The organism is Pseudomonas sp. St29, assembly GCF_001547915.1.
In the GTDB taxonomy this organism is placed as follows: Bacteria; Pseudomonadota; Gammaproteobacteria; order Pseudomonadales; family Pseudomonadaceae; genus Aquipseudomonas.
Genome location: NZ_AP014628.1, coordinates 2,545,043 through 2,571,850 on the forward strand (window position 1 = coordinate 2,545,043; position 26,808 = coordinate 2,571,850).

Below are 26,808 nucleotides of genomic sequence, written 5' to 3' on the forward strand. Positions count from 1 at the left end.
GGTTACCATGAGCCCCCGCCGACCCGTTGCGAGCTTGTCATGGCCCTGGCCACCCCTCCCGATCTGAGCGACCCCGCGATCCCCGTGCAACCCCTGGCTCGCACCTATCCGCGCGGGTTGTTCATCGAGCCCCACGAACACGCCTGGGGCCAGTTGCTGTACGCCATGAGCGGAGTGATGTGGGTCGAGACGCCCACCGAGGCCCTGGTGGTGCCGCCGCAGCGGGCCGTGTGGCTGCCGCCCGGGGTACGACACGGGATTCGCGTGGTCAGCGACTTGCAGATGCGCAATATCTACTTGCGTCCGTCCCTGGCGGCGACCCTGGACCCCAGCGTCCAGGTGCTGCAGGTGGACAACCTGCTGCGGGAGCTGATCGTGCGCCTGGTGGAGCTCGACCCGCCGCAGCCGGAGTACTACGAGGCGCTGGTCGCGCTGGCTTTGCTGGAGCTGCAACGGGCCCGCCGCTCGCTGCTGAAGATCGCCCTGCCGGACGCTTCCGACCGGCGCCTGAGCAGCCTGTGCCAGGCGGTGATGGCGGCACCGTCCCTGGCCATTTCCTTTGAACAGCACGCCGACGCGGCAGGGGCCAGCGTGCGCACCCTGGCGCGGCTGTTCAAGGAACAGTTGGGCCTGGGCTTTGCCGAATGGCGGCGCCAGGTGCAACTGGCCACCGCTGCCGCGGAGCTGATCCAGGGTGTACCGGTGAGCCGCATTGCCCTCGAACTGGGCTATTCCCCCAGCAGCTTCAGCGACATGTTCCGCCGCGAACTGGGTGTCGCGCCTTCCCAGTACGCCAGCGCCAACCTGGGGTAGCGGCGCCTGCCCAGCGTGCCCTTCGGGCCCGTTCGCAGCCTGCGGCAGCGGCTACAGGTTACGGTCTTGGCCGAAATCCTGAAGCACTTGGCCGATGCCGCTAGCGCTCGCCACCTAGACTTTGTCGCACACGCCACATCACCCTGGCACGGACGCCACGGCTTCTGGAGCGCCACATGAATTACCTGATCTCCCTGGCCGCCGGTCTGCTGGTCGGCCTGCTTTACGGCGCCTTGCAGGTGCGTTCCCCGGCGCCGCCGGCGATTGCCCTGGTGGGCCTGCTGGGCATGCTCGGCGGTGAGCAGTTGTGGCCGCTGGGGCGCCAGTTGTTGAGCAGTTGGCTGTCCTGAACACGCGCTTTTTAACCCCTGACCCATGGAACCGATGATGAAAGCACTGCAATTTTCCGCTACCGGCGACCTCGCTGCCCTGCACGTGGTGGACCTTCCCACGCCGCTGCCGGGCGCCGGCCAGGTGCTGGTGCGCATCCAGGCCGCTGGCCTCAACCCCAGCGACGTGAAGAACGTGCTCGGACGCTTTCCCTACACCACGCTGCCGCGGATTCCCGGGCGGGATTTCGCCGGGGTGGTGGAGCAGGGGCCGGCCGAGCTGATCGGCCAGGAGGTCTGGGGCACCGGCAAGGAGCTGGGTTTTTTCGCCGACGGCAGCCATGCCCAGTACGTGGTGCTGTCCGCCCAGGGCGTGGCCCGCAAGCCACGGCACCTGAGCTTTGCCCAGGCCGCGAGCCTCGGGGTGCCGTACACCACCGCCTGGGATGCCCTGGAGCGCAGCGGCGTGACGGCCGGTACGCGGCTGCTGGTGATCGGCGGCGGTGCAGTGGCCACGGCGGCCCTGGCCCTGGCCAAGGTGCGCGGGGCCCGGGTGCTGGCGGCGGCGCGCCGGGCCGAGCAGGTCCAGGCGCTTTCGGCCCAGGGCTATCCGACCCTGCACCTGCAACAACCGGAAACCCTGGCGGCCCAGGTGGAGGCGGTGCATCCCGGCGGCGCCGAAGTGATCTTCGACACCACCGGCTTCTGGCTGCCGGCGGCAGTGCCGGCCCTGGCCGCCTTTGGCCGCATCGCCATCATTGCCGCGCCGGTGGACGGGCATGTGCAACTGCCGGCCCTGGCCCTGTACCGCAAGGGCGGCTCGGTGGTGGGGATCAACTCGCTGTTGTATGGCGTAGAGGCGTGCGCGGCGATGCTGGAGCAGTTCGGCCGCTACTTCGATGAAGGCCTGCTGCCGCTGCCGGAAGGCTTGGTCGAATCGCCCCTGGAGCAAGGGCTGGAGCGCTACGCCGAAGTGAACCAGGGGCGTGGCGAGAAAGTCATCCTCATCCCCTGAGCGCCCACGCTGCAGCTGCGCCCCGTAGAAGCTGGCTTGCCAGCGAAGAGGCCCCCGAGACCGCCTTCGCCGGCAAGCCGGCTCCTACGGGTTGTGGGGCTTGAGAGCGCCTTCGCCGGCAAGCCGGCTCCTACGGGTTGTGGGGCTTGAGAGCGCCTTCGCCGGCAAGCCGGCTCCTACGGGTTGTTGGGCTTGAGATCGCTTTCGCCGGCAAGCCGGCTCCTACGGGTTGTGGGGCTTGAGATTGCTTTCGCCGGCAAGCCGGCTCCTACGGGTTATGGGGCATGGGATCAGGCTTCGGGGACGCCTTTTTCCCAGGTCGACCAGTTGTCGAGAATGTCCTGCACCAGCGGATTGCCGGCCCGGTAGAGGTTCTCCAGGGCCGGGACAAAGCCGCCCTGGTCGGCGTACTTGAGCAGGTTGTCCACTTCACTGGCCCCCGGCGCCGGGCGGTCGAAATCGGAACCGGCGCGCAGTACCGCCAGGCGCTGGATGTCCACCAGGCCCTCGCGGCTGGCCCGCAGCAAGGCTTCGTAGGTGGAGTTGTCTTCCTGCTGGGTGGTGCAGTAGGTGCCTTTGTTGTCGGTCAGCAGGCGGGTCCAGACCTCGGCCCGTTCGCTGAGGCGAGTGCCGGAAAACCAGGTGTTGCCGGCCAGGGTGTCGCAGCGGGTCACCACCGGCGGCTGGTTGGCCGGGGCCTTGGGGTATTTCAGGCGCCAGGCCGCCGATTGCGGGCTTTCGCTCAAGCTCACCCGCTGGCTCAGGGCGAAGGCCTTGGCTTGCAGTTTCGGGTTCAGCTCAAAGACCTCGGTCTTGTAGTCCAGGGGCGGTTTTTCGTTCGGCCCCTTGGTGTTGATCCCCAGGTAGCCGGTGGGCCAGTCCTTGGGCGCATCCCGGGAGTCGATTTCCCACTGGGTGCCGAACTCCACCAGGTAATGAGCCCAGGCGGCGGTGCCGATGGTGCCGTGGTGCGGGCTGATGCCGGCGATCCCGGCAATCAGGAAATAGCTTTTGCGCAGGTCAAACTTCGGCGACAGGGCCAGGGCCAGGGTCGAGGCCGCGGCATTGGTCTGGCCCATGCCGGTGGTCAACAGGCACACCTCCCGGTCGTTGCAACGAATGACCGGATACTCCGCCGCCAGCCCCGGCACGCGGATCTCGCGCTTGAGCTCCAGGCGCTCGATCCAGTGCTGCGCTTCCGGCGCGAACATGCTGATCAGCACCACCTTGGGCCTGATTGGTGCCTCGCCGGCCCAGGCCCCGCTGACCATCAGCGCGCTCAAACCCAAGACCCACGAAACGGTTTTAATCCCACGCATACAACCTCCTTCATCTTCAGAAATATCAAGCCTCAAGCTACAAGCCTCAAGCTACAAACAGACGGCGCTTGCCGCTTGCCGCTCAAAGCTTGCCGCTGCCTCTAGAACTGATAACCGACCCCCGCGTAATAGCCCCAGCCGTTGGAGCGGGCGCGAAACTCGCCATCGCCGAAATTCAGCACGCTGCCGTCCTCCCAGTTGCCGCCGTTGTGAAAGTAGCGGCCCACCAGGGTGAAGCGCAGGTGGGTGAAGGAGTAGAGCAGCACGTTGGTGGCCACCGTGGCATTGGCGGTGCGCGCCGGGTTGTCCTGGTGCAGGTCGGAGCCGAAATCGAAATTGGTGAAGCCGATGTAGGTCAGCGAGGCGCCGTTGCTGAAGGTGTCGATGGGCACGATGTATTTCAGCTGGGCGCGGTAGCCGTCCCAGGAATATTCGTTGCTGGCGCCGTAGTTTTCCCACTGGTAGCGGCCGTAGAAGTTGGCCGAGAGGTTGACCCGGGAATGGGTGTCGATGTCGGTGCCCAGGCCGCTGTACAGGGTGTTGGCGCGGTTGGCGGTGCGGCTGCCGTGGTCGTAGATCCAGTCGAAGGCCACATACCACTCCTTGAACGGGCCGATGGCCAGGCTGCGGCCGGCCAGGTAATCGATGGAGATCCGCGGTTCGTGCTCCATGAACAGCGGCGAGCCGTGGTCCCAGATGCCCTTGTCGTGGCTGTTGCCGATGTCGAGGATTTTCGGCAGGTCGATGTAGCCGTACAGCTCGAAGGGCCCCTTGCGCCCGAAGTATTCGTATTCCAGGTAGACGTCGTCCGCCGGACGCGGGCCGAAGCTGATGTCCTTGCTGCCGATCAGCATCAGGTCCTGGTTGTACCAGTCGGACAGGTAGGCGCCTTTTTTGCCCGGTTGCACATCGGCGCTCAGGCTTTCGCCCTGGGCGGAGTCGTCCATGGGGGCGGCGGGGGGCTGGGCCAAGGCGCTGGGTAGTCCGGTAACGCTGGCCAGCCATATCGAAACGGCCAAGGCGCGGCGGGCCGCGTGGCGTCGCAGAGGGTTTTGCATGAAAGTCCCTGTTCCCGTTGTGTGAAGTCCCTGGTGTTCGCCCTCTGCGGAGGAAAGTGGCGAACACCCACAAAATTACCACTCGCAAACGTTTGCATAGGGCGTACCAAGTTGAAATGACCCTTGAATGCAAAAGTTCCGAACAGCCCGGGAAAGTCGGGGCGTGGTGAGTGCGGCCCCGGGGTGAGGACAGCAGGGCGCAGCCCCGTCAGAACCTGGGGAGCGAATCGGATTGGCTATTACCTATGGGAATACAAAGGGCGGTATTTTCTATTATCCAGTAATGACGACCCTGGCTAGGATCCGGACTCGCTGGCGGCCGTTTGCTACGGCCCCGGCGCCCCAACCATCGACACCGAGGGATCGTCATGCACCATTTTGCGCCCTGTACCCGGGAGCAGATCCAGCTGTTGGATCAGTCCGACCCGCTGGCCTTCTGTCGCCAGCGTTTTACCTTGCCGCAACACAAGGTCTACCTCGACGGCAACTCCCTGGGGGCGATGCCGGCCCACGTGCCGGCGCGCCTGGAGCAGGTGCTCAAGGTGGAGTGGGCCCAGGGCCTGATCAACTCCTGGAACGACGCCGACTGGTACCCCGCGCCGCAGCGCACCGGGGCGCGCATCGCCGGACTGATCGGGGCCCAGGGGCACGAAGTGATAGTGGCCGATTCCACCTCGATCAACCTGTTCAAGGTGCTGGTGGCGGCCCTGCGCATGCAGCCGTCGCGCCGGGTGATCCTGGCGGAAAACGGCAACTTTCCCACCGACGTGTACATCGCCCAGGGCGTCGCGGAGCTGACCGGCTGCCGGCTGCAGTGCGTTGACCCGGAGCAGATCCTCGACGCCCTCAGCGACCAGGTGGCGATCCTCTCCCTGACTCACGTCAACTACAAGACCGGCCGCCGCTACGACATGGCGGCGATCACCGCGCGGGCCCATGAGCTGGGTGTGCTGGTGGTCTGGGACCTGTGCCACTCGGCCGGTGCCATGCCGGTGGAGCTGAACGCGGCCGGCGCGGACTTTGCCGTGGGCTGCGGCTACAAGTACCTCAATGGCGGCCCCGGCGCGCCGGCCTTTGTGTTTGTCGCCGAGCGTCACATCGCCCAAGTGCGCCAGCCGCTGACCGGTTGGCACGGGCACGCCAAGCCCTTCGATTTCAGCCATGACTACCAGCCGCACCCGAGCCTCGACCGGATGCTGGTGGGCACCGCGCCCCAGTTGGGTGTGCTGGCCCTGGAAGCGGCGCTGGAGGTGTTCGACGGCGTCGACCTGCAGGCCTTGCGCAGCAAGAGCCTGGCCTTGTCCGAGCTGTTCATCCGCCTGTGTGACGAGCAACTGGCCGGGTTGGGCGTGCAGTTGCAGACCCCGCGCGATGCCGAGCAGCGCGGCAGCCAGGTGTCGCTGAGCCACCCCCAGGCCTACCCGGTGATGCAGGCCCTGATCGCCCGGGGCATCGTCGGCGACTTCCGCGCGCCGGACCTCCTGCGTTTCGGTTTTGCCCCGCTGTACAACCGCTTTGAAGACATCTGGGCCTGCGTCGGCGCGCTGCGGGAGATCCTCGTCAGCGAGGAGTGGAACCAGCCGCAGTTCCTGGCCCGCAAAGCGGTGACCTGAACCCCGTGCCCAGCCTTGGAGCAAGAGTGTCATGACAAAAACAATACGCACCTTCAAACAAGTGGCAGACCGTGAACAAGGACTCAAGCAAAGCCTGAGCAGTGGCCAGTTGTCGATGATCGCCATCGGCGGGGCGATCGGCACCGGGCTGTTCCTGGGCAGCAGTTTCGCCATCGGCTTTGCCGGCCCCAGCGTGCTGGTGAGCTACGCCATCGGCGCGGTGATCGCGCTGCTGCTGATGGGCTGTCTGGCGGAAATGACCGTGCGCCATCCGACGTCCGGCTCGTTCGGTTCGTTCGCCGAATTCTATGTGGCGCCCTGGTTCGGCTTTGCCATCCGCTACGCCTACTGGGCCTCCATCGTGTTTGCCGTGGGCACGGAAATCACCGCCGCGGCGATGTACATGAAGTACTGGTACCCGGACGTCCCCGGCGGTTACTGGATGCTGGGTTTCTCCCTGGCGCTGATCCTGGCCAACGCCTTCAGCGTCAAGGTGTTCGGCGGCATCGAGTATGTGTTCTCGCTGCTCAAGCTGTGCGCCATCCTGGTGTTCATCCTGCTCGGGGCCTGGGTGGTGTACGGCGCGGCGCCCGGCTCGGGCATCGGTTTTGCCAACTACAGCAACGACGGCGGCTTCTTTCCCCATGGCGCCTGGGGCACCTGGGTGGCGGTGATCGTGGCCTTCTTCAGTTACTTGAGCATCGAGATGATCGCCGTGGCCGCGGGCGAGGCCAAGGACCCGGAACGTGCGGTGACCCGGGCCTTTCGTATCACCGTGGTGCGCCTGGTGGTGTTCTACCTGCTGACCATCGCCCTGGTCCTGGCCATCGTCCCCTGGAGCCGCAACACCGGTGGCGAAAGCCCCTTCGTCATGGTCATGGCCGCCACCGGCATTCCCTATGCCGGCGGGGTGATCAACGCGGTGATCCTGGTGGCGGCGCTGTCGGCGATGAACAGCCAGCTGTACATCACCACGCGCCTGATGTTCAGCCTGTCCCGGGCCGGCCAGGCGCCGGCGCTGTTCGGGCGCCTGAGCCGCAACGGCGTGCCCCTGGCGGCGCTGCTGCTGTCGTCCCTGGGGATTGCCCTGGCTACCTTGCTGTACCTGGCCTACGCCGACCAGGCCTTCACCCTGATGATGTCGATCGCCATGTTCGGCGCCATGTTCACCTGGGCCGGGATCTTCCTCACCCACCTGTTCTTTCGCCGGCAACAGGGCCCCGAACCCCTGGCGTTCAAGCTCTGGGGTTACCCCTGGACCAGCCTGGGAGGGCTGTTGCTGATGCTGGCGGTGATGATCACCACGCTGTTCACCGAGCAGTTCTTCCTGACCCTGGTCTGCGGGCTGCCGTTCCTGGCGCTGATCCTGCTCATCTACTACCTGCGCTTTCGCGGCAAGCGCCCGCTGGACGCCGCGGCGCCCAAGCCGCTGCCGATCCAACCCTGAGTCCCGGACCACCCCGTTCGCGGGAGCCGTCTGGTCGGCGAAGCGGTCCGTGTGATCGCCTTCGCCGGCTTGCCGGCACCTACGGGACCTTTGGGTCCCTGCCGATCCCTGTCGCCACTTCTACAAAAACAATAATCCACAAGGGTTTTGCCATGTCTGACGTAATGTGCCGTTCACCGCTTTTGCTGTTGCCGCTGCTGGGTTGCCTGCCCTGGACCGTCCACGGGGCCGAGGAGGAGCCGGCCGGTTTCATCGAGGACAGCCATCTGCGCATCCAAGCCCGCAACTACTACCTCAACCGCAGCGTTCAGGACGGCCGTGCCGACCGCAAGGACTGGACCCAGGGCTTTATCGGCCGCTTCGAATCCGGGTTCACCCAGGGCACGGTCGGCGTCGGCGTGGATGCCTTCGCCACCCTCGGGCTCAAGCTGGATGCCTCCGGGGGCAAGACCGGCACCTACAACCTGCCGATCCACGACAACGGCAAGCCGGCGGACGAATATTCCAAGGCCGGGGCCGCGCTGAAATTGAAGGTTTCCAACAGCGTGCTGCGTTTCGGCGAACAGTCGGTGGACACCCCGGTGTTCGCCGTCGGCCACAACCGGCTGATTCCGGAAACCGCCACCGGCTTTGCCCTGGACAGCCAGGAACTGGACAAACTCACGCTGCAGGCCGGGCATTTCACCTCGGCCACCGGCCACGTCACCACCAACAGCAACGGCGATCTCTGGGCCTTCTATGCCGGCGTCATCACCCCCTCGGTGGACTACCTGGGCGGCCAGTACCGGTTCACCCCGGACCTGGGCGCCAGCTTCTATGCGGCGCGTTTCGCCGACATCTGGAACCAGTACTACGCCAACCTCAATGGCCGTACCGACCTGGGGCAAGGCCGGCAGGCCGGTTTCGACCTGAACCTCTACCGCACCCTCGACACCGGCCGGGCCAGAGCCGGCGCCATTGACAACACCACCCTGGGCGCCTCGGTGTTCTATGGCCTGGGCGCCCACCGCCTGACCCTGGCGCTGCAGAACGTCGACGGCAACACCCCGTTCGACTACCTGGGGGTGGGCGACCTGGACCGCAACGGCCGCAATGGCCGCGACCAGGGCGCCTCGATCTACCTGCCCAACTCGGTGCAGTACTCGGACTTCAATGGCCCCAACGAACGCTCCTGGCAACTGCGCTACGACCTGTCATTGGCCGGCTACGGCATGCCCGGCTGGAACCTGATGACCCGCTACCTGCGCGGCTCCGGCATCGACGGCACGCACACTCCGGCAGGCAGCGCCTACGCCGGGATGTATGGCCGGGATGGCGTGCACCGCGAGATCAACTTCGAAGCGCGCTATGTGGTGCAGAACGGCCCGCTGAAAGACCTGAGCTTTCGCCTGCGCCAGACCTGGCACCGGGCCAATGTGGCGCAGGGCGAGGGCAATATCGATGAGTTCCGGCTGATTACCGATTACCCGATAGATATCTTTTGAGCGGGTGGCGGTCTGGAGTGCGCGTGCTCGGGCAGGGTGCCAAGCTGAAACCAGGCCATGGCCCGTCGAGTGGGCAGGGGCGCCGGGCCACCTGAACGGTGGCCCGGCGCTTGTCGTTTAAAACGCGTAGCTGGCCTTCAAGGTCATGCCGTTCGAGTCGAAACCGCTGCGGGCCTGATAGTTGTAGCTGGCGCCAATCACCAGAGACGACACGGCGTAGTTCAGGCCAACCGCTGCTTCATAACGGTCACGAGCCACCGAGGCTCCGGTCACGGTGAAGGATGAGCTTCCCAACACGAAGCTGGAAGTCTGGGCGACACGGTCGCCGATCACGTCGTGGTAGGTCATCAGACTGGCTTCGGGCTCAAGCCGCCCCTGGGCCAACGGCCAACTGCCGGCCAGGCGCAGGCCGGCCCCCAGTTCGCCGATTTCATAACGTTGGGAGTCGTTATCAAGAGCGGCAGAGGAGCCATGCTCCTTGAAACCTTGCATGCGTACGTTGGCATAACGAGCCGCCACACGAGGTTCCAGCAGCGCGTTGTCGCTGAGTGTGAAGGTGTAGCCACCGAGCAGGCTCATGGACAGCAAGTTGCTGTCATAGCTGCCTTTGGCAGTGGTGCCGGCGACATGACGTTTGCTGTCGTTCTCGTTTTGGCCATAGCTCAGGCTGCCGTCCACGAACCAGTTCTGCAGCGCCCAGTTGCCATACAGCGTGAGGGCATTGCCCTGTGCATTGGTCTTGTTGTTCAGGTCCGAATGGATATTGGCATTGTGGTAGGCGTAGGCGACCCCCAGGGTGGTGGTGGGACTGACCCGGCCATCGACGCCGACCACCACGCCGCTGCTGTTGGCGGAGTAACCGTTGCGCTGGTCGCGGCGATCCTGCTCCAGGTCGCTGCTCAGCCCTTGTACCCAGACGCCGCGATCATGACTTGGGGCGCTGTCGAGCACGTCGCTGCGCTGGTGATCCAGGCGGTTGAAAATGGCACTGTTGACCTGATTCTGCGCCTCCACGGCTGTATCCAGCACACCGCGATTCACATCGGGTTTCAGCCGTTCGCCCTGTGCGGCGAGGCCAGCCGCGTTGGACTGGGTCGCCAGAGCTTGAAACACCGGATCGCTTTCGCTCAGCCGCCCCAGGATCTGGTTCTTCAGCGTGTTCACCACCGCCGCCGTGGTCGGGTCTGCACCTTGGGCGAGCAGGGCCTGTTGAATCTGTTGGTCGCTTTTCAAGCCCACCACGGCCGAGACGGTCTGGGTATCCGAGGCATAGCTGAGTACGTCCAGCAGTGCCGACTGGCTGGCCACGCTCAGGCCGTTGTCTTGCACGCTGCCGGCTTTGAGCAGGGTGTACCGGGTCCCTGCGGCAGTGGCCTGGAATTCGCCGGGGTTGGCGCTCAGCGTCAGCTTCGAGTCTTGGGCGAAGGTCGCGGTGCCGCTGACATTCAGATAGGGCGTACCCGGCAGCACACTGTCAGCCAGGCGCATATCGATACCGGCGCCGCTGCTGACCGACAGATCGCCGGTGAGGGTGGTGCCTTGGGCGGCGAGGTTCAAGGAACCCGAGCTGATCGACAGCGGCCCGACAATCCGCTGGCCGTTGAAGTTTGCCTGTCCGGCAACATTGATGCTCGTGAAGTCAAGCAGGTCGCCGGTAATCTGGCCGCCGGTCCAGTTCAGTAGCGCCACATTGGCGCCATTGATCGCGATACCGCTGGTGCTGCGAATCTCGCCCGCCTGCTGATTGATTTCCAGGGGCGAGGTTTGCTCCGTTGCGCTCACGGAAATAGCGACGCCGTCAGCCAGGATTGTGCCGCGGTTGATGATGCCCCGGGCTCCCGCGGCGGAGGTCTGGGTAAAGGTGGCGCCTCTGAGGTCGATGGCTGCTGCGTTTGTGCCTTTGCCTTCAATCGTGCCGGTGTTGAGCAGGTAGTCGACGGTGCCGTCATAAAAAATAATCGAAGAAGCGTCCCTACCCGTGGCTGACATCAGGCCGCTGTTTTCGATCTTCAGGGCGCTGGTCTTGGTTTCTATATCCATCGCGTTGGATTCAGCGCCGTTGACACGAATGCTGCCGGAGTTGAGCAACTTGCCGCCGATGAATATGGGTTGCATTTCTGAGGCATCAAGTATCAACCCAACGGCGTCATCGCCGGAAACATCAATGGTCCCGGTATTGGCAATGTCGCCCATCACCCTTGCCCTGTTGACGAACATGCCTTCGAGATTCGGCGTGAAAGCCGGATTGTCTTGAGCGGTAATCGTGATCGAACCGGAGTTTATGACGCTTGCGCCGATCGTCACGCCGCCGATTTCGAAGCCGTTGACATTGTGCGCATTGATAAAGGTCAGCTTGCCGTCCTGCCTGACATCTCCTGAGATGGAACCACCCGTTGCAATGGGATTGGCGACAAAGCTGTCTATCTCAAGGCCACGAGCGTTGGTCACGCCGTCGAAAGTGATGTCCGCCTGGTTGATCAGCGAGCCTTGAATATCGGTTCTGGTGAACGTCGCTCCCGCAACACCCCCTGGCACCTGTGGTGCGGGGGGCTCTGTCTTGGTGACCTGTCCGGTCAAGGTCACCGACTCGCTGAATGATCCGCCTGTCCAGCTGTTCTGCCCCGACCCCAGATTGAATTCAACGGCCGCGGCCTGTGTGCCTACCGCTCCCACCATCAAGGCGATGAGGGACTTCTGAAACCTCTTGCTCTGCATGCGTACTCCATTACTGAACGATGCTGCCATGATCCTCGGCAGGTCTTTGAAACCGTTGAAACACGGAAAAGCACCGAGTGCTTTGACGTTGTGGAAGGTCAACGCGACGCAAAATCAACGGCGATGACGCGCCTCGTTGTTCAGGTCGCCCTGAAACAGCCGGGCGATTTTCCTTGAGCGCAATCGATTTTTAAATAAGGAATTTCTCTAATCCTGCGTAGAAATGTCACCTGAGAGCCGGTGCTGTGCACTGCGCTGCACTGCACTGCGCTGCGAGCGGCTTGAAAGACGCAGACTGGCCGGCTCGCCGAGCCGGCCATGGAGTAGGGTTACAGCGCCGCTTCGGGTTCTGCCTGCAACCTTTGCTGCAGACGTTGCATCGTACCCAGCGCCACCCCCGCCAACACCACCGGCACCGCGATCCAGGCGAAGAAGTGCTGCAGGTCGCCAGCGTGGTTGAACAGCCAGCCACCAAGCAGCGAGCCGACGATGGAGCCGGCGCGGCCGGCCGCCAGGGCCCAGGCCACGCCGGTGGCCCGGGAGGCGGTGGGGTAGAGGGTGGCGGCGACCACGCTGAGGTTGTTCAGGGCGCCGGTGAGGCTGAAGCCGGCCAGGAACACGATCGCCAGGGTGCCGGCGGCGCTGTGCAGTTGGCTGCCGGTGAGGGCCAGGGCGCAGGCGGCGATCAGGCACAGCCAGGGCAGGATGCGCAGGGCGCCGATGCGGTCCATCAGCAGGGCCATGGCGATGCCGCCGAGTACGCCGCCAAAGGGGATCATGGCGCTGATCCGTGCCGCGCCGCCGGTGTCGTAGCCGCTGGCCCGCAGCACCGTGGGCAGCCAGTTGGTCAGCAGGTAGAACACGAACAGGCAGCAGAAGAACGTCAGCCACAGCAGCAGGGTGCGGGCCAGTTGGCCGGGGCTGAACAACGCTGAAAGCGGCGAGCGTGCGCCGGTCTCGCCGCTATCGCCCACCAGTCGCACCCGTTCCCAGTCGGACTGGCCGCTGATGCGGGTAACGATGCGGCGCAAGGTGGCGGTGTGGCGCGGGCTGTTGGCCATGAAGCACACCGATTCCGGCAGCGCCAGGTACAGCACCGGCAACAGCAGCAGTGGCGCCAGGCCGCCGATCAGCAGCAGGCCCTGCCAGCCCACCCGGGGCAGCAGTTCGCCGGCCACCGCGCCCCCCAGGGCCAGGCCCAGGGTGAAGCCGGAATAGCTCAGGGTCACCAGCAGCATGCGCCGCCGTGCCGGGGAGTATTCCGAGCTGAGGGTGATGCAGTTGGGCAGCACGCCGCCCAGGCCGATGCCGGTGACAAAGCGCAGCAGGCTCAGCACTTCGATGTTGGGCGAGAGGGCCGAAGCCAGGGTGCCCAGGCCGAAGATCGCCACGCAGGTCAGCAGCACGGCCTTGCGTCCGTGGCGATCGGCCAGGGGACCGAAGCAGAAGCTGCCCAGGAGCATGCCGAACAACCCGGCGCCAAAGGCCGGGGCCAGTTGTGCCCGCTCGATGTTCCAGTGCTGGATCAGCTCCGGGGCGATGTAGCCGATGGCGGCCGTGTCGAAACCGTCCAGCAGCACGATCAGGAAGCACAGCAATAGCACCCGCATTTGCAGGGGTGACAATGGACTGCGGTCGATGAGCTCGCTCAGGTGTTGCGTTCGCTCGTACATGGGTGGCTCCTTATAGGTTTTGTTCGAGGCGGGCATGGGGTGCCCGCCGGATGACCACGGTGACGGGTGCAGCGAGGGGGATGGGGGGCCGAGTGCGGGCACTCAGTACAGGTTGAAAAAGGCCTGGGCGTTGCTGCCGAGCAGGCGTGTCTTGTCGGCTTCGGCCAGGGTCGGGTGGTCGACGATGCCGCTGCCGATACGCTGTTCGCCGAGGGGGAAGGGCGAGTCCGAACCCAGCATCACCCGTTCACTGCCCATCACTTCCACCAGCAGTTTCAGGGCGCCGGGGTCGAACACCGCCGAGTCGACAAAGAAGCGCTTGACGTAGCTGGACGGCAACTGCGGGCAGTCTTCGCGGACGATGTCGCGGTGACGCCAGGCGTTGTCCACCCGGCCCAGGAGAAAGGCGAAGCCGCCACCGCCGTGGGCGAAGCAGATGCGCAGGGATTCGGGCAGCCGCTCGAACGCCCCGGAGAGGATCAGCGACAGAATCCCCAACTGGGTTTCCGCCGGCATCGCCACCAGCCACGGCAGCATCCATTTGCGCATGCGCTCGCCGCCCATCATGTCCCAGGGGTGCACCAGCACCGGGATCTGGTTACGGGCGCAGTGATCGAGAAAGGTCACCAGATGATCGTGGTCCAGGTCGTGATTGCCCACGTGGTTGCCGATCTGCACGCCGACGTGGCCGATGGCCTGGGCCCGGCTGGCTTCGGCGCAGGCGGCGTCCAGGTCCTGCAGTGGCACCTGGGCCAGGACCTTGAGCCGGCGTTCGTGGCCGGCGGTCATGGCCATGGCCCGGTCGTTCATCAGCCGGGCCCAGGGCAGGGCCCGTTCGATGGGCGCGTCGTAAGCGAACATCACCGGCGTGGCGCACATGATCTGCAGGTCCAGGCCTTGCTCGTCCAGGTGCTCGACCCGTCGCGCCGGGTCCCAGAGCACGTCGTGCACCGGACGAAAGGCTTTGTCGCCGACCATGATCTGGCCCCGGGCGCCGTCCTTGTGCAGCCAGGGCGCGCGCACCGGGTCCAGGCGTGCGGCCTCGGCCTGGCTGATGTCGGGGAAGAAGTGCGAATGCATGTCGATTTTCATAAGGGGGTCGCCGCCTTGAGGGTGTGGTGCCAGGTCTGCCAGTCGCGGCCCGGATGGATTTCGCCGCAGCCGCTGCAACGCCGCTGCTCCTGGCTGGTGGCGTAGAACTCTTCGTAGACCGGCGGCAGGTCGTTGACGATGCTCTGCAGCTGCATTTCATAGCGCTGGATCAGCGTGCCGCAGCGGGCGCAGGACCATTGCAGGGCGTCCAGCAGGCCCACGGGCCGCTGGCGCTCCACCACCAGGCACAGGCTGCCGGGCTCTGGGCGTTGCGGGGAATGGATGACGTGGGGCGCCATCAGGTAGATGTCGCCCTCGCGCAGGTCGATGCGTTCGTAGCGGCCGCGGTCCCAGATGTTCAGGTAGGCATTGCCCTTGAACTGATAGAAGAACTCTTCCATGGGGTCGTCGTGAAAGTCGGTGCGCTGGTTGGGGCCGCCGACCACGGTGACCATGAAGTCGGCGTCCTGCCACACCTGACGGTTGCCCACCGGCGGTTGCAGCAGATGGGCATGTTCATCCAGCCAACGGTTGAAGTTCAGCGGCGCGCTGTAGTGGTGCTTGTCCATTGTTATTGTTCTCGGCGATTGAGCGGGGCGTAGGCCACCGCCTTGATTTCGATGCGCAGGTGCGGGTGTGGCAACTGATGCACGGCCACGGTGGTGCGGGTCGGCCCCTGTTCGTCGAAGTACTCGGCGTAGACCTGGTTGTAGGGGCCGAAATCGTTCATATCCACCAGGAAGGCGCTGATGTCCACCAGGTCCTGCAGCCCGGCGTTTTCGCTGGCGAGGATATCGCGGATGTTCTCGATCACCGCCCGGGTCTGGGCGCGAATGTCCAGGCAGGTGGTGCCCAGCTCGTCCACTTCGACGCCGTCGAAGCTGTTGTCCGGACGCCGCGAGCTGGTGCCGGAGATGAACAGCAGGTCTCCGGCACGCTTGATATGGGGGAAGCGGCCCCGGGGCTTGGCCTTGCCCGGCACCAGGGTGGCGCGATTGACGGTCATGAGCCTTCTCCCTGTGCCTGGCTGGTGCAGGTGAAGGCGCATTCGCCGTAGCCATTGATCTCCACCGACAGCTGCGCGCCGGGTGTCAGGGCTACGGCGGCGGTGGCGGCGCCGGCCATGATCAGGCTGCCGGCGGGCAGGCTGATCTCGGCCCGGGCCAGCAGTTGCGAGGCGTGCACCAGGCTGCGCAGCGGATGGCCGAGGATCGCCGCAGTCGAACCGGCCTCCACCAGGGCACCGTCCAGGCGCATCTGTACCCCGGCGTTGGCCAGGGTGGAAAAATCCCGGGACCAGGGGCCAACCACCAGCCCGGCCGAGGAACAGTTATCCGCCACCACGTCTTCGAGGCTGAATTTGAACGCCTCGTAGCGCGAGTCGATGATCTCGATGGCCGGGGCCACGGCCTCCAGGTAGTCCACGGCTTCGAGCTGGGTCAGCGGCCGGTCAATGGCGCGCCGGGTGAGAAAGCACAGCTCCGGTTCGGCCCGGGGGTGGATGTAGCGATCCAGGTTCAGCAGGCCGCCGTCCTCTTCCAGCATGGCGTCGGTGAGCCAGCCCCAGATCAGGCTGTCGACGCCCATCTGCAGCATCTTGGCGCGGCTGGTGAAGCCCAGCTTGAGGCCGATCATGCGTTCGCCATCGGCGTAGCGGTGGGCCATGGAAGCACGCTGGATCTGGTAGGCCTGCTCCAGGTTGAAGGGCGTGTGCCGGCTGAACTGGGGCAGGGCGCGAGCGCTGCGCGCGGCCTGATCCAGGGCGCTGGCAATGGGGGCAAGATCGAGGTTCATGGGCGGGACTCCCGGGCAGCGAGCAGGTCGAGGGCGACGTCGACGATCATGTCTTCCTGGCCACCGACCATGCGCCGGCGGCCGAGCTCGACCAGGATGTCGACGGTTTTCAGGCCGTACCTGTGGGCGGCCAGTTCGGCGTGGCGCAGGAAGCTGGAGTAGACCCCGGCGTAGCCCAGGGCCAGGGTTTCGCGGTCGACCCGCACCGGCCGGTCTTGCAGCGGGCGCACCAGGTCGTCGGCGGCGTCCATCAGGCGATAGAGGTCGGTGCCGTGGTTCCAGCCCAGCTTGTCGGCGGCGGCGATGAACACTTCCAGCGGCGCATTGCCGGCCCCGGCGCCCATGCCGGCGAGGCTGGCGTCGATGCGCTGGCAGCCTTCTTCCACCGCCACCAGGGAGTTGGCCACCCCCAGGCCGAGGTTGTGGTGGGCGTGCATGCCGGTGGCGGTGTCCGGCTTGAGCACGGCCTTCAGCGCCCTGAAGCGCAGGCGGATGTCCTGCATGTTCATCGCGCCGCCGGAGTCCACCACGTAGATGCAGGTGGCGCCGTAGCTTTCCATCTTCTGCGCCTGGGCGGCGAGATTTTCCGGGCTGGTCATGTGGCTCATCATCAGAAAACCCACGGTGTCCATGCCCAGCTCCCGGGCGCATTCGATGTGCTGGCGCGAGACATCGGCCTCGGTGCAATGGGTGGCGACCCGCACCACTCGGGCGCCGGCCCGGTAGGCGGCCTTGAGGTCATGCACGGTGCCGATGCCGGGCAGCAGCAGGGTGGCGATGCGCGCGTGTTCGAGCACATCGGCCGCGGCTTCGATCCATTCCAGATCGGTGTGGGCGCCGAAGCCGTAGTTGAAGCTGGAGCCCTGCAGGCCGTCGCCGTGGGCCACTTCAATGCTGTCGACCCGGGCCGCGTCCAGGGCCCGGGCGATGGCCTGGACCTGATCCAGGCTGTACTGGTGGCGGATAGCGTGCATGCCGTCACGCAGGGTCACGTCGGAAATGTAGAGCTTGTTGCCGGGGTTGAAAGTCATGGCGAAGCTCCTTCAGCGGTTGAGCAGCGACTGGGCCATGCGCTCGGCGGTGGCCAGCGCGGCGCAGGTCATGATGTCGAGGTTGCCGGCGTAGGCGGGCAGGTAATGGGCGGCGCCTTCGACCTCCAGGAACACCGAGGTCTTGAGCCCGCAAAAACGCCCCAGGCCCGGGATCAGCAGCGGCGCCGAGGCCGGAATCGGCTCGAACTGCACCTGCTGCTTGAGCCGGTAGCCGGGTACATAGGCCTGCACTGCCGCGGCCATCTCGCCGATGGAGGCGGCGACCTCCCGCTGATCGGCGGCGGCCGACAGCATCAGCACCGTGTCGCGCATGATCAGCGGCGGTTCGGCCGGGTTCATGACGATGATCGCCTTGCCCCGGGTGGCGCCGCCGAGGGTTTCGATGGCGTGGCGGGTGGTTTCGGTGAACTCGTCGATATTGGCCCGGGTGCCGGGGCCGGCGGACTTGCTGGCAATCGAGGCGACGATCTCGGCGTAGTGCACCTGGGCCACCCGCGACACCGCGGCCACCATGGGAATGGTCGCCTGGCCGCCGCAGGTGACCATGTTCAGGTTGAGGCTGTTCAGGTGTTGCTCCAGGTTGACCACCGGAATGCAGTAGGGACCGATGGCCGCCGGGGTCAGGTCGATCAGGCGGATGCCCGGCTTGGCCTGGCGCAGCAGCGCCTCATGGTGCCGGTGGGCGCTGGCCGAGGTGGCGTCGAAAACGATGTCGATGGCGGCGAACTCGGGCATGCGCAGCAGGCCTTCGACGCCTTCGTGGGTGGTGGCCACGCCCAGGCGCCGGGCCCGCTCCAGGCCGTCGGAGGCCGGGTCGATGCCGACCATGGCGCTGAGGCTCAGGTGCTGCCCCTGGCGGAGGATTTTCAGCATCAGGTCGGTGCCGATATTGCCCGAGCCGATGATCGCGGCCTTGAGGGTTGGGTTCATGAGTGGCTCCGGTTCATTGGGTTCTGGCGAAACTGGCGCTGACGCTGCCCAGGCCCTGGATGTGTGCGCTGAAGCGATCTCCCGGTTGCACCGCGACCATGGGCCCGAGGGCGCCGGTGAGGAGGATGTCGCCGGCCCGCAGCGGCGTGCCCAGGCGGGCCAGGGTGTCGGCCAGCCACAGGGCGGCGTTCAGCGGGTTGCCCAGGCAGGCGGCGCCGGCGCCCACCGACACCGGCTCGCCACCACGGGTCAGGCTCATGCCGCAGCGCACCAGGTCCAGCTGTTGCAATGGCACCGGCCGGCTGCCGAGCACGAACAGCCCGCTGGAGGCGTTGTCGGCGATGGTGTCGCTCAGCTGGATGTCCCACTGGGCGATGCGGCTGCCGACAATCTCGATGGCCGGCAGGGCGAAGGCCGTGGCGCGGATCAGGTCGGCCAGGGTGTGCCGCTCGTGGGGCAGGTCGCGTTCCAGCACCAGGGCGATCTCGGCCTCGACCTTGGGCTGGCAGGTGTCGCTCCAGGCGATGGGCTGGTCGTCGCCGCGGGCCATGTCGGCGAACAGCTGGCCGAAGTCCGGCTGCTCCACCCCCAGCTGCCGTTGCACGGCGTGGGAGGTCAGGCCGATCTTGTGGCCCACCGGGCGGCGTCCGGCATCCATGGCCGCCAGGTTGTTGTAGCGCTGCACCTGGTAGGCCAGGTCGGCCAGTGAGCTGTGGGGTTGTGCGGCCCGGGCCTGGGCAATCAGCTCGCGCACCGGGGCGCAGGGCTGGCCGTTGAGCTGGGCCTGGCGCAGCTGGTGCGCCGCTTCAATCAGGTCTGCATGCATGTCGGGGTGCCCCTCAAGGGTTGACGCAGATGGTGGTGATCTCGGAGTAGAAATCCAGGGAATGGCGGCCGCCTTCGCGCCCCACGCCCGAAAGCCTTGTGCCGCCGAACGGCGTGCGCAGGTCGCGCAGGAACCAGGTGTTGACCCAGACCATGCCCACACGGAAGCGCCGCGACAGCTGATGGGCGCGCTTCAGATCGCGGGTCCACAGGGCCGTGGCCAGGCCATAGGCGCTGTCGTTGACCCGGCGCAGCACTTCGTCCTCGGTGTCGAACGGGGCGATGTGGCAGACCGGGCCGAACACCTCTTCGCGCAGGCAGCGGGCGTGGTCCGGCAGGTCGGTCCAGATCGTCGGCTGGACGTAGGCGCCCTGGTCCCGGGCATCGCCGAACTGCGGAATGCCGCCGCCGCTGACCAGGGTCGCGCCTTCTTCCAGGGCCAGTTGGAAGTAGCCCAGGACCTTGTCCCGGTGCTTGTGGGAAATCAGCGAGCCCATGTTCACCCCGTCTTCATCGGGGTAGCCGATCTTCAACTGTTCGGCGCCGGCCTTGAGGGCGGCGACGAAGCGCTGGTAGATCGGCCGTTCGACGTAGACCCGCTCCGAGCACAGGCACACCTGGCCCGAGTTGGTGAAGCTGGAGCGCAGCACCCCGGCCACCGCGGCGTCGAAATCGCAGTCGGCGAACACCACCGCGGCGTTCTTGCCGCCCAGCTCGAAGGACACCTCGCGCACGCCTTCGGCGGCGGCTTTCATGATGGTGGCGCCGGTACGGGATTCGCCGGTGAAGGTGATGGCGTCGACCTCGCGATGGGCGGTGAGGAATTCCCCGGCCGAGTTCGGCCCGAAGCCGTGCAGCAGATTGAACACGCCGGCCGGCACCCCGGCGTCGCGCATCACTTCGGCCAGCAGGGTGGCGCTGGAGGGGGTGTCCTCGGAGGGCTTGACCACCACTGAGTTGCCGCAGGCCAGGGCCGGGGCGACTTTCCAGGTGAGCAGCAGCAATGGCAGGTTCCACGGCGAGATGATTGCCACCACGCCGTGGGGCTTGCGCACGCTGTAGCTGAACACGTCATTGCCGTCGGCGCCGCGCATCTCGAAGATCTCCCCGCCGGACTGGCGCAGCAGCTCGGCGAAGGTGCGGAAATTCTGCACCGCGCGGGCCACGTCCAGGGTGCGCGCCTGCTGCACCGGGCGCCCGGTGTCGGTGACTTCGGCGGCGACGAACGCCTCGAAACGGGCCTCGATACCTTCGGCAATCCGCAGCAGCAGGTCGGCGCGCTGGCTGGCGCTGTAAGCGGCCCAGGGGCCGGACTGCGCCGCCTTGGCCGCCACCACGGCGCGGTCCACCAGGGGCCGGTCGGCCTCGCAGACCTGGCTCAGCACACGGCCGTCGACGGGGGAGACATTGGCAAAGGTCGCGGGGCTGGCGACGAACTCGCCGTCGATGAAATGACGCAGCAGGACTGTGGACACTTGAACCTCCGAAACATGGGTTTCGGGGCGAGTGTAGGAAGGCCTGGTATTAGTGAATAATCAAAGATCGGCCGCTAACTATTAACAATTGGAATATCAGGACAAGGCCTGGATCGGCGCTTCCCCGTTGGCGGTCTCTGCCCGGGCCAGGTCCAGGCATTCGCGAAACAGCCGGGCCGCCGGACCCAGATGGCGCTGGGCGGCGTAGAAGCAACCGATGTCGCCGAACTGCAGCGGCGTCCCCAGATCGAACGCCTGGAGCATGCCGGCCTGGATGAACTGCAACGAGGCCTCGTAGGGCATCAGGGCCACGGTGCGCTGATCCTGCATCAGGGTGATGTTGGTGAGGATCGACAGCGACTCGGCAACATTGTCCGGCGTCGATAGACCGTTGTCGGCGAACAGCCGGTCGGCGGTGCGCCGCAGCAGCGAGTCGCGGGTCGGCAGCACCCAGGGGTAGGCGTGCAGATGTGCCAGGCTGACCGGCGTCTGCTGGTGCAGCGGGTGATGGACGCCGGCGACGATGCTCAGGTCCTCGCGATACAGCACGTCGACTTCCAGCGACTCGCTGCGCCGGTGCCAGTCGTCCGGCACCCGGCCCACCACCAGATCCACATCGCCCACCGCCAGCGCTGGAAACAGCTGGTCCATCTGCCCGACCCGCAATGACACCAGCACCCCCGGCGCGCGCTGCTTGAGCAACTGGATGGCCCGGGGCAGCAGCGAGGTCGAGGCCGAGATCAGGGTGCCGACCACCACCTGCCCCGAGGTGCCTTCCTGGAAGGCGTTGACCTCATCGGTCAGGGCGCGCAGTTCTGCCAGCAGCGACTTGGCCCGTTGCACCACCACCTGGCCCAGCTCGGTGGCGGTCACCCCGCGGTTGCTGCGCACCAGCAACGGCGCCTCGAAGTAGGACTCCAGCTCGTGAATGATCTTGGTCACCGCCGGCTGAGTCAGGTTCAGCGCCTGGGAGGCGCGCACCAGCGAGCCGCTTTGCAGCACCTGCTCGAACACCACCAACTGGTGGAACTTGAGCTTGCGGGCGATGGACTGGGTGGTGAATTTCATGGCGGACTCCTTCAGCGTCTTGCCCGGGCCTCGGCTGAGGGGCGGGGTGGCGCTTTTGTTGGGGTGAGGACAAGCGTGCCCCGGGCAGGGCGCTGCAAGCCTAACCAAAGCCCGGCCCATTTGCTTGGTTCATGCGCTACCGCAGGTGTCCGGTCTTGAGAGGCTGGGCGCGGATGCTAGAGTGCGCCACTGATCCGCCGCCTCGGGAGTGACCATGGAATTGTCCGACCACCTGTTGATGCTCGAACGCCAGTTGCAACAAGCCGAAGTGCGTGCCGATCGCCAGTTGCTGGACGCCTTGCTGGCCGACGACTTTCTCGAGTTCGGCGCCAGCGGCGGACGCTGGAACAAGGCCCAGGTGCTGCAAAGCCTGCCCCAGCAGGACTTCATCGAGCGCAGCATCAGCGAGTTCTCGTTGCAGCCTCTGGCGGCCGACCTGGCCCAGGTCACCTACCTGTGCCATAACGCCGCAGCCGGCGGGCGCGCGGCCGGCAGCGCCTGGCGCAGTTCGCTGTGGCGCTGCCGCGAAGGGCGCTGGCAGATGCTGTTCCACCAGGGCACGCCCCGGCCCGGGGCCTGACCCCCTCTGCTAGAATCCTGCGTCCCGAACTTGACGAGGTGCCCCATGAGCGAGCCGATTCGCCTGACCCAGTACAGCCACGGAGCCGGCTGCGGCTGCAAGATTTCCCCCCAGGTACTGGAGGTGATCCTGGCCGGCAGCGGGGCGCAGAACCTCGACCCCAAGCTGTGGGTCGGCAACGCTTCGCGCGATGACGCGGCGGTCTACGCCATCGACGAAGAGCGCGGCGTGGTCTCCACCACCGACTTTTTCATGCCCATCGTCGACGACCCCTTCGACTTCGGCCGCATCGCCGCCACCAACGCCATCAGCGATATCTACGCCATGGGCGGCGACCCGCTGATGGCCATCGCCATTCTTGGCTGGCCGGTGAACGTGCTGGCCCCGGAAATCGCCCGGGAAGTGATCCGCGGCGGCCGCGCCGTGTGCGACGCGGCGGGCATTCCCCTGGCGGGCGGCCATTCCATCGACGCACCGGAGCCGATCTTCGGCCTGGCGGTGACCGGGCTGGTGGAAAAGCGCTTCATGAAACGCAACGACACCGCCACCGCCGGCTGCCTGCTGTACCTGACCAAGCCCCTGGGGATCGGCGTGCTCACCACCGCCGAGAAAAAGGGCAAGCTGCGCGACGCCGACATCGGTCTGGCCCGCGACTGGATGTGCACCCTGAACAAGCCCGGCAGCCGTTTCGGCAAGCTCGAAGGGGTGACCGCGATGACCGACGTCACCGGTTTCGGCCTGCTCGGGCACCTGGTGGAAATGGCCGATGGCAGCGGCCTCACCGCACAGATTTACTACGACCGCGTGCCACGCCTGCCAGGGGTTGAGTACTACCTGGACCAGGGCTGCGTGCCCGGCGGCACCTTGCGCAACTACAGCAGCTACGCCGAGAAGATTGGCCGGGTCCAGGAGCTGCACAAGCGCGTGCTCTGCGACCCGCAGACCAGCGGCGGCCTGCTGGTGGCGGTGACGCCTGAAGGCAATGCCGAGTTCCTCGCCCTGGCGGCGGAGCTGGGCCTGGAACTGGCGCCCATCGGTGAACTGGTGGAGCGACAGAGCCACGCGGTCGAGGTGTTCTGATGCCTCTGGACTGCACCGACTACCGCGAGATCTTCCTCAACGACCGGCCGATGATGGACACCCGGGCGCCGATCGAATTCACCAAGGGCGCCTTTCCCGGGGTGCTCAACCTGCCGCTGATGACCGACCAGGAACGCCAGCGGGTCGGCACCTGCTACAAGCAGCAGGGCCAGCAGGCGGCGATTGTCCTGGGCCATCAGCTGGTGTCCGGCGACATCAAGCAACAGCGCGTCCAGGCCTGGGCCGATTTCGCCCGGGCTCACCCTGACGGCCTGCTGTACTGCTTCCGTGGCGGCCTGCGCTCGCAGATCGTCCAGCAGTGGCTCAGGGAAGCGGGCATTGACTACCCGCGGGTCGGCGGCGGCTACAAGGCCATGCGGACCTTCCTTCTGGACACCACCGAGCAGGCCCTGCAGCAGTGTGATTTCGTCCTGTTGGGGGGCATGACCGGCACCGGCAAGACCGAAGTGCTGGGCCAGCTGGACAACGCCCTGGACCTGGAAGGCCACGCCAACCACCGCGGCTCCAGCTTCGGCCGCCGCGCCACCGGGCAGCCGAGCAACATCGACTTCGAAAACCGCCTGGCGGTGGACCTGCTGAAAAAGCGTGAGCGCGGCGTGCAGAGCTTTGTCCTGGAAGACGAGAACCGCATGATCGGCAGCTGCGCCTTGCCGCTGCCGCTGTACAAGAGCATGCAGGGCCTGCCCATGGTCTGGCTGGAAGACCGCCTCGACAGCCGGGTACAGCGCATCCTTGACGATTACGTGGTCAACCTCAGCGCCGAGTTCGTGGCCGTGCATGGCGAGGAAGGGTTTGCCCTGTTTGCCGAACGCCTGCTGGAGAGCCTGAACAAGATCCACAAACGCCTGGGGGGCGAGCGTCACCAGCGCCTGTTCCTGCTGATGGAAGCCGCGCTGGCGGAACAGGCCCGCAGCGGCGATGTGGAGCTGCACCGGGCCTGGATCGAAGGCCTGCTCGGCGAGTACTACGATCCGATGTACGCCTACCAACGCGAGAGCAAGGGCGCGCGGATCGAGTTCAGCGGCGAGCACGGCGCGGTGCTCGATTACCTGCGCCAGCGCCAGTCGCCCTCGCGCTAGCGCTCAATGATCCGCGCGCTCGCAGCACCTGAGCGCGCGGTGTGCGCGAGCGTCAGCCGGCAGGGCGTGGACGGTCGAGCAAGGCCTCGACCACGGCCCGGGCCATTTCCACGGAATGCACCATGGACCAGATCAGGCCACGTTCGATGCCGCTGGCGCGCTCGGTGATTTCATCGGACACCTCCTCGGCGCACTTGAGCAGCAGGGCGACGTGCCTCAAGGCCTGTTCGGCGTTGACCCCGGCTTGCACGCTGAACAGGGGATTGCCCTGGGCATCGCGCAGGCCGAACGGGCGTGCCTGGGTAGGTTTCAGCGCGGCGAGCAGGTTGGCGTTGGCGCTATCCAGCTCGGGATCGCGCAGGGGGCGGGGTGGATCGGGGACGAGCTTTTTCATTGGGGTACCTACGACTCTAAGGTTAAGTAGAGCCGCCGGTCTCGCTTCCACACGAGAGGGTGGCAGCCGTGCGTGGGTGTGGAAGACCGGGGAGTCTTTTGGTACCCAAAACCCGGCGCACCCGAAGGTGCCCCACGCATGGCCGCCATAACACGTATCCGCAGGCGCAAAGCGTCGGCAGGCGCGTTGAAGCGTTGTACCTATGACCCTTCCGGACTTCCACATCCGAGCCGCTGATTGCGCAGCGACCGGGGGAGACTGCCTGACGAACACCCAGGGCACAAGCCGCTCAAAGGCGTTGGCGATTCTCTCGGACAAGCCTTACAAAACAAAGCGAAAACTCTGGTTTCGGGAGCGGCATTCCCTGATCAATGTGTTTCAAGACGATAACCAGGGCTCTACAACAACAGCGCACCAATCAATCCGCAGACAATCCCCACCAGCATGGTCAGCACGGCCACGGTCACCAGCACCCTGGCATCGAAGTCTTTGCGCAGCATCAGCAGCGACGGCAGGCTGATGCTCGGCAGAGTCATTAACAGCGCCACCGCCGGCCCGGTGCCCAGGCCCAGGGTCATCATGGTCTGGACGATGGGAATCTCTGCCGCCGTAGGGATCACGAACAGGGTCCCGGCAATCGCCAGGGGCACCAGCCACCACAGGCTGTCGCTCATGGCACCGTCAATGTGCGGGAACAGCCAGACCCGCGCCGCGCCCAACACCAGTACTGCCAGCACATAGATCGGAATGGTGCTCCAGAACAGTTGCCACAGGGTCTTGCCCCAGCGGCTGAGGAACGGCTGCTCGTTCACCGTGCTGGCTTCCACCACCGCATCCACCGCGGCTTCCGGCAGTTGCTCGGGGCCGGCGACCCGCTGCGCCACCAGCGACACGCCCAGCACCAGGACGATGCCCGCCACCAGGCGCAGGGCGGAGAACCCCCAGCCTAAAACAAAGCCCATGAACACCAGGGTCGCCGGGTTGAGCACCGGGTTGGCGATCCAGAACGCCAGGGCCGCGCCCACCGAAGCCTTCTGCCGCCGCAGGCCAGCGGCTACCGGGGCGGCGCAGCAGGAACACATCATGCCCGGCAAGGCGAACAGCCCGCCGCGCAGGGTCGAGCCGAAGCCGGCGCGGCCGAACAGGCGCAGCAGCCAGTCCCGGGGAATCAGCACCTGCAGCAGCGAGCCCAAGATCACCGCCAGCACCGCAGCCTTCCAGATGGCCAGGAAGTACACCTGGGAATAGGCCAGGGCGGCGCTCCAGGGCGAGCTTTGCTGATCGTTGAGGATCGACGCGCCGATGCTGTGGCTGTCGGCGGCGACAAAGGCCTTGAGGTAGTAGGGCGACCACTTCACGTAGTACAGGCCGATGGCAGCCACCAGCAGGAACAGCAGGGGTTTGCACCAGAACGCCCAGCCGCGGGTGGGCTGGGTGGAGGCGAGGTTGGACATGAAGGGAATTCCGCACAAGACAATAAGCGCGAATTGTAGCCGCTGGCACCGGTGCGCCGCGAACCGATCTCGCCTGGCATTGGACTGTAGCCGCTGCCGAGCGTCAGCGAGGCTGCGCGAAGGCCCGCAGGGGCTTGCTTGGCGATCTCGTGTCGGAGCTCTGTCGGTTTTGAGAGCGCCGCGGCCCTGCGGGCCGTTCGCAGCCTGCGGCAGCGGCTACACCACTCTCGGATCGGCATTGGGCTGTAGCCGCTGCCGAGCGTCAGCGAGGCTGCGCGAAGGCCCGCAGGGCCTTGCTTGGCGATCTCCCGTCGGAGCTCTGTCGATTTTGAGAACGCCGCGGCCCTACGGGCCGTTCGCAGCCTGCGGCAGCGGCTACACCCATCTCGGATCGGCATTGGACTGTAGCCGCTGCCGAGCGTCAGCGAGGCTGCGCGAAGGCCCGCAGGGCCTTGCTTGGCGATCTCCCGTCGGAGCTCTGTCGGTCTTGAGAGCGCC

General features: G+C 66.0%; 24 protein-coding genes. 9 read left to right on the forward strand and 15 right to left on the reverse strand.

The features are described from left to right. Positions 1-39 precede the first annotated feature (39 nt). The 3 genes from PST29_RS11560 to PST29_RS11565 all read left to right on the forward strand — a co-directional run bounded on the left by PST29_RS11560 (position 40) and on the right by PST29_RS11565 (position 2,157). The gene (locus PST29_RS11560) at positions 40-813 is read left to right on the forward strand and encodes an AraC family transcriptional regulator (protein WP_060838589.1); all 774 of its coding nucleotides are present in this window, start codon (positions 40-42) and stop codon (positions 811-813) included. 176 nt (positions 814-989) lie between these two features. Then, the gene (locus tag PST29_RS30945; protein WP_016965498.1) at positions 990-1,163 is read left to right on the forward strand and encodes a DUF1427 family protein; all 174 of its coding nucleotides are present in this window, start codon (positions 990-992) and stop codon (positions 1,161-1,163) included. Between the two features lie 37 nt (positions 1,164-1,200). Then, complete coding sequence (locus PST29_RS11565; RefSeq protein WP_060843127.1) at positions 1,201-2,157, forward strand: quinone oxidoreductase family protein; 957 nt, start codon at positions 1,201-1,203, stop codon at positions 2,155-2,157. A 290-nt stretch (positions 2,158-2,447) separates the two neighbouring features. Here the strand turns inward: PST29_RS11565 and PST29_RS11570 are convergent, their stop codons facing one another. Then, the gene (locus tag PST29_RS11570; protein ID WP_060843128.1) at positions 2,448-3,476 is read right to left on the reverse strand and encodes a purine-nucleoside phosphorylase; all 1,029 of its coding nucleotides are present in this window, start codon (positions 3,474-3,476) and stop codon (positions 2,448-2,450) included. Between the two features lie 101 nt (positions 3,477-3,577). Then, positions 3,578-4,534 carry a nucleoside-specific channel-forming protein Tsx gene (locus tag PST29_RS11575; protein WP_060843129.1) on the reverse strand — a complete coding sequence of 319 codons (957 nt, stop codon included), beginning with the start codon at positions 4,532-4,534 and terminating at the stop codon, positions 3,578-3,580. 368 nt (positions 4,535-4,902) lie between these two features. On the opposite strand from PST29_RS11575, the gene kynU reads away from it, so the two are divergent. From kynU to PST29_RS11590, 3 genes are all read left to right on the forward strand, one after another. Next, positions 4,903-6,147: a kynureninase gene (gene kynU / locus PST29_RS11580; protein WP_060843130.1), complete on the forward strand. Its 1,245-nt coding sequence runs from the start codon at positions 4,903-4,905 to the stop codon at positions 6,145-6,147. A 31-nt stretch (positions 6,148-6,178) separates the two neighbouring features. Further along, positions 6,179-7,594 carry an amino acid permease gene (locus PST29_RS11585; RefSeq protein ID WP_060843131.1) on the forward strand — a complete coding sequence of 472 codons (1,416 nt, stop codon included), beginning with the start codon at positions 6,179-6,181 and terminating at the stop codon, positions 7,592-7,594. Between the two features lie 152 nt (positions 7,595-7,746). Then, on the forward strand, positions 7,747-9,078 hold the full coding sequence (locus PST29_RS11590) for an OprD family porin (protein ID WP_082729217.1): 1,332 nt from the start codon (positions 7,747-7,749) through the stop codon (positions 9,076-9,078). 117 nt (positions 9,079-9,195) lie between these two features. Here PST29_RS11590 and PST29_RS11595 read toward each other — a convergent pair whose 3' ends face one another. The 11 genes from PST29_RS11595 to PST29_RS11645 form a co-directional block, all read right to left on the reverse strand. Then, positions 9,196-11,793 (reverse strand): autotransporter family protein, encoded by a 2,598-nt coding sequence (locus tag PST29_RS11595; protein ID WP_060843132.1) that lies wholly within the window; start codon positions 11,791-11,793, stop codon positions 9,196-9,198. Between the two features lie 329 nt (positions 11,794-12,122). Continuing rightward, complete coding sequence (locus PST29_RS11600; protein ID WP_060843133.1) at positions 12,123-13,466, reverse strand: MFS transporter; 1,344 nt, start codon at positions 13,464-13,466, stop codon at positions 12,123-12,125. Between the two features lie 102 nt (positions 13,467-13,568). Next, on the reverse strand, positions 13,569-14,558 hold the full coding sequence (locus PST29_RS11605) for an amidohydrolase family protein (protein ID WP_060843134.1): 990 nt from the start codon (positions 14,556-14,558) through the stop codon (positions 13,569-13,571). Beyond that, positions 14,555-15,127 (reverse strand): 3-hydroxyanthranilate 3,4-dioxygenase, encoded by a 573-nt coding sequence (locus tag PST29_RS11610; protein WP_060838598.1) that lies wholly within the window; start codon positions 15,125-15,127, stop codon positions 14,555-14,557. Before PST29_RS11610 ends, PST29_RS11605 begins: the two co-directional genes overlap by 4 nt. A gap of 2 nt (positions 15,128-15,129) precedes the next feature. After that, positions 15,130-15,564, reverse strand: a complete 435-nt coding sequence (locus PST29_RS11615; RefSeq protein ID WP_060838599.1) for a RidA family protein — start codon at positions 15,562-15,564, stop codon at positions 15,130-15,132. After that, positions 15,561-16,352 (reverse strand): 2-keto-4-pentenoate hydratase, encoded by a 792-nt coding sequence (locus tag PST29_RS11620; protein ID WP_060843135.1) that lies wholly within the window; start codon positions 16,350-16,352, stop codon positions 15,561-15,563. The genes PST29_RS11615 and PST29_RS11620 overlap by 4 nt, the downstream gene beginning before the upstream one ends. Further along, positions 16,349-17,383 carry a 4-hydroxy-2-oxovalerate aldolase gene (gene dmpG, locus PST29_RS11625; protein WP_060843136.1) on the reverse strand — a complete coding sequence of 345 codons (1,035 nt, stop codon included), beginning with the start codon at positions 17,381-17,383 and terminating at the stop codon, positions 16,349-16,351. The genes PST29_RS11620 and dmpG overlap by 4 nt, the downstream gene beginning before the upstream one ends. Before the next feature lie 12 nt (positions 17,384-17,395). Continuing rightward, on the reverse strand, positions 17,396-18,334 hold the full coding sequence (locus PST29_RS11630) for an acetaldehyde dehydrogenase (acetylating) (protein WP_060843137.1): 939 nt from the start codon (positions 18,332-18,334) through the stop codon (positions 17,396-17,398). A gap of 13 nt (positions 18,335-18,347) precedes the next feature. Further along, positions 18,348-19,160 (reverse strand): 2-keto-4-pentenoate hydratase, encoded by an 813-nt coding sequence (locus PST29_RS11635; RefSeq protein WP_060838603.1) that lies wholly within the window; start codon positions 19,158-19,160, stop codon positions 18,348-18,350. 13 nt (positions 19,161-19,173) lie between these two features. Then, complete coding sequence (locus PST29_RS11640; protein WP_060843138.1) at positions 19,174-20,634, reverse strand: 2-hydroxymuconic semialdehyde dehydrogenase; 1,461 nt, start codon at positions 20,632-20,634, stop codon at positions 19,174-19,176. 96 nt (positions 20,635-20,730) lie between these two features. Continuing rightward, positions 20,731-21,702: a LysR substrate-binding domain-containing protein gene (locus PST29_RS11645; RefSeq protein WP_060838605.1), complete on the reverse strand. Its 972-nt coding sequence runs from the start codon at positions 21,700-21,702 to the stop codon at positions 20,731-20,733. Positions 21,703-21,916: 214 nt separating this feature from the next. On the opposite strand from PST29_RS11645, the gene PST29_RS11650 reads away from it, so the two are divergent. Genes PST29_RS11650 through mnmH form a run of 3 tightly spaced genes read left to right on the forward strand, consistent with a single transcriptional unit; the run spans position 21,917 to position 24,462 of the window. After that, positions 21,917-22,282 carry a nuclear transport factor 2 family protein gene (locus PST29_RS11650; RefSeq protein ID WP_060838606.1) on the forward strand — a complete coding sequence of 122 codons (366 nt, stop codon included), beginning with the start codon at positions 21,917-21,919 and terminating at the stop codon, positions 22,280-22,282. 45 nt (positions 22,283-22,327) lie between these two features. Further along, positions 22,328-23,362, forward strand: coding sequence for a selenide, water dikinase SelD (selD, locus tag PST29_RS11655; protein ID WP_060843139.1), 1,035 nt, complete (start codon positions 22,328-22,330; stop codon positions 23,360-23,362). Further along, positions 23,362-24,462, forward strand: a complete 1,101-nt coding sequence (mnmH, locus tag PST29_RS11660; RefSeq protein WP_060843140.1) for a tRNA 2-selenouridine(34) synthase MnmH — start codon at positions 23,362-23,364, stop codon at positions 24,460-24,462. The genes selD and mnmH overlap by 1 nt, the downstream gene beginning before the upstream one ends. 52 nt (positions 24,463-24,514) lie before the next feature. Here the strand turns inward: mnmH and PST29_RS11665 are convergent, their stop codons facing one another. Both PST29_RS11665 and PST29_RS11670 read right to left on the reverse strand, forming a co-directional pair. Further along, positions 24,515-24,856 (reverse strand): DUF3077 domain-containing protein, encoded by a 342-nt coding sequence (locus PST29_RS11665; RefSeq protein ID WP_060843141.1) that lies wholly within the window; start codon positions 24,854-24,856, stop codon positions 24,515-24,517. Positions 24,857-25,254: 398 nt separating this feature from the next. After that, complete coding sequence (locus tag PST29_RS11670) at positions 25,255-26,310, reverse strand: permease (RefSeq protein WP_060843142.1); 1,056 nt, start codon at positions 26,308-26,310, stop codon at positions 25,255-25,257. Between the last annotated feature and the right edge of the window lie 498 nt (positions 26,311-26,808).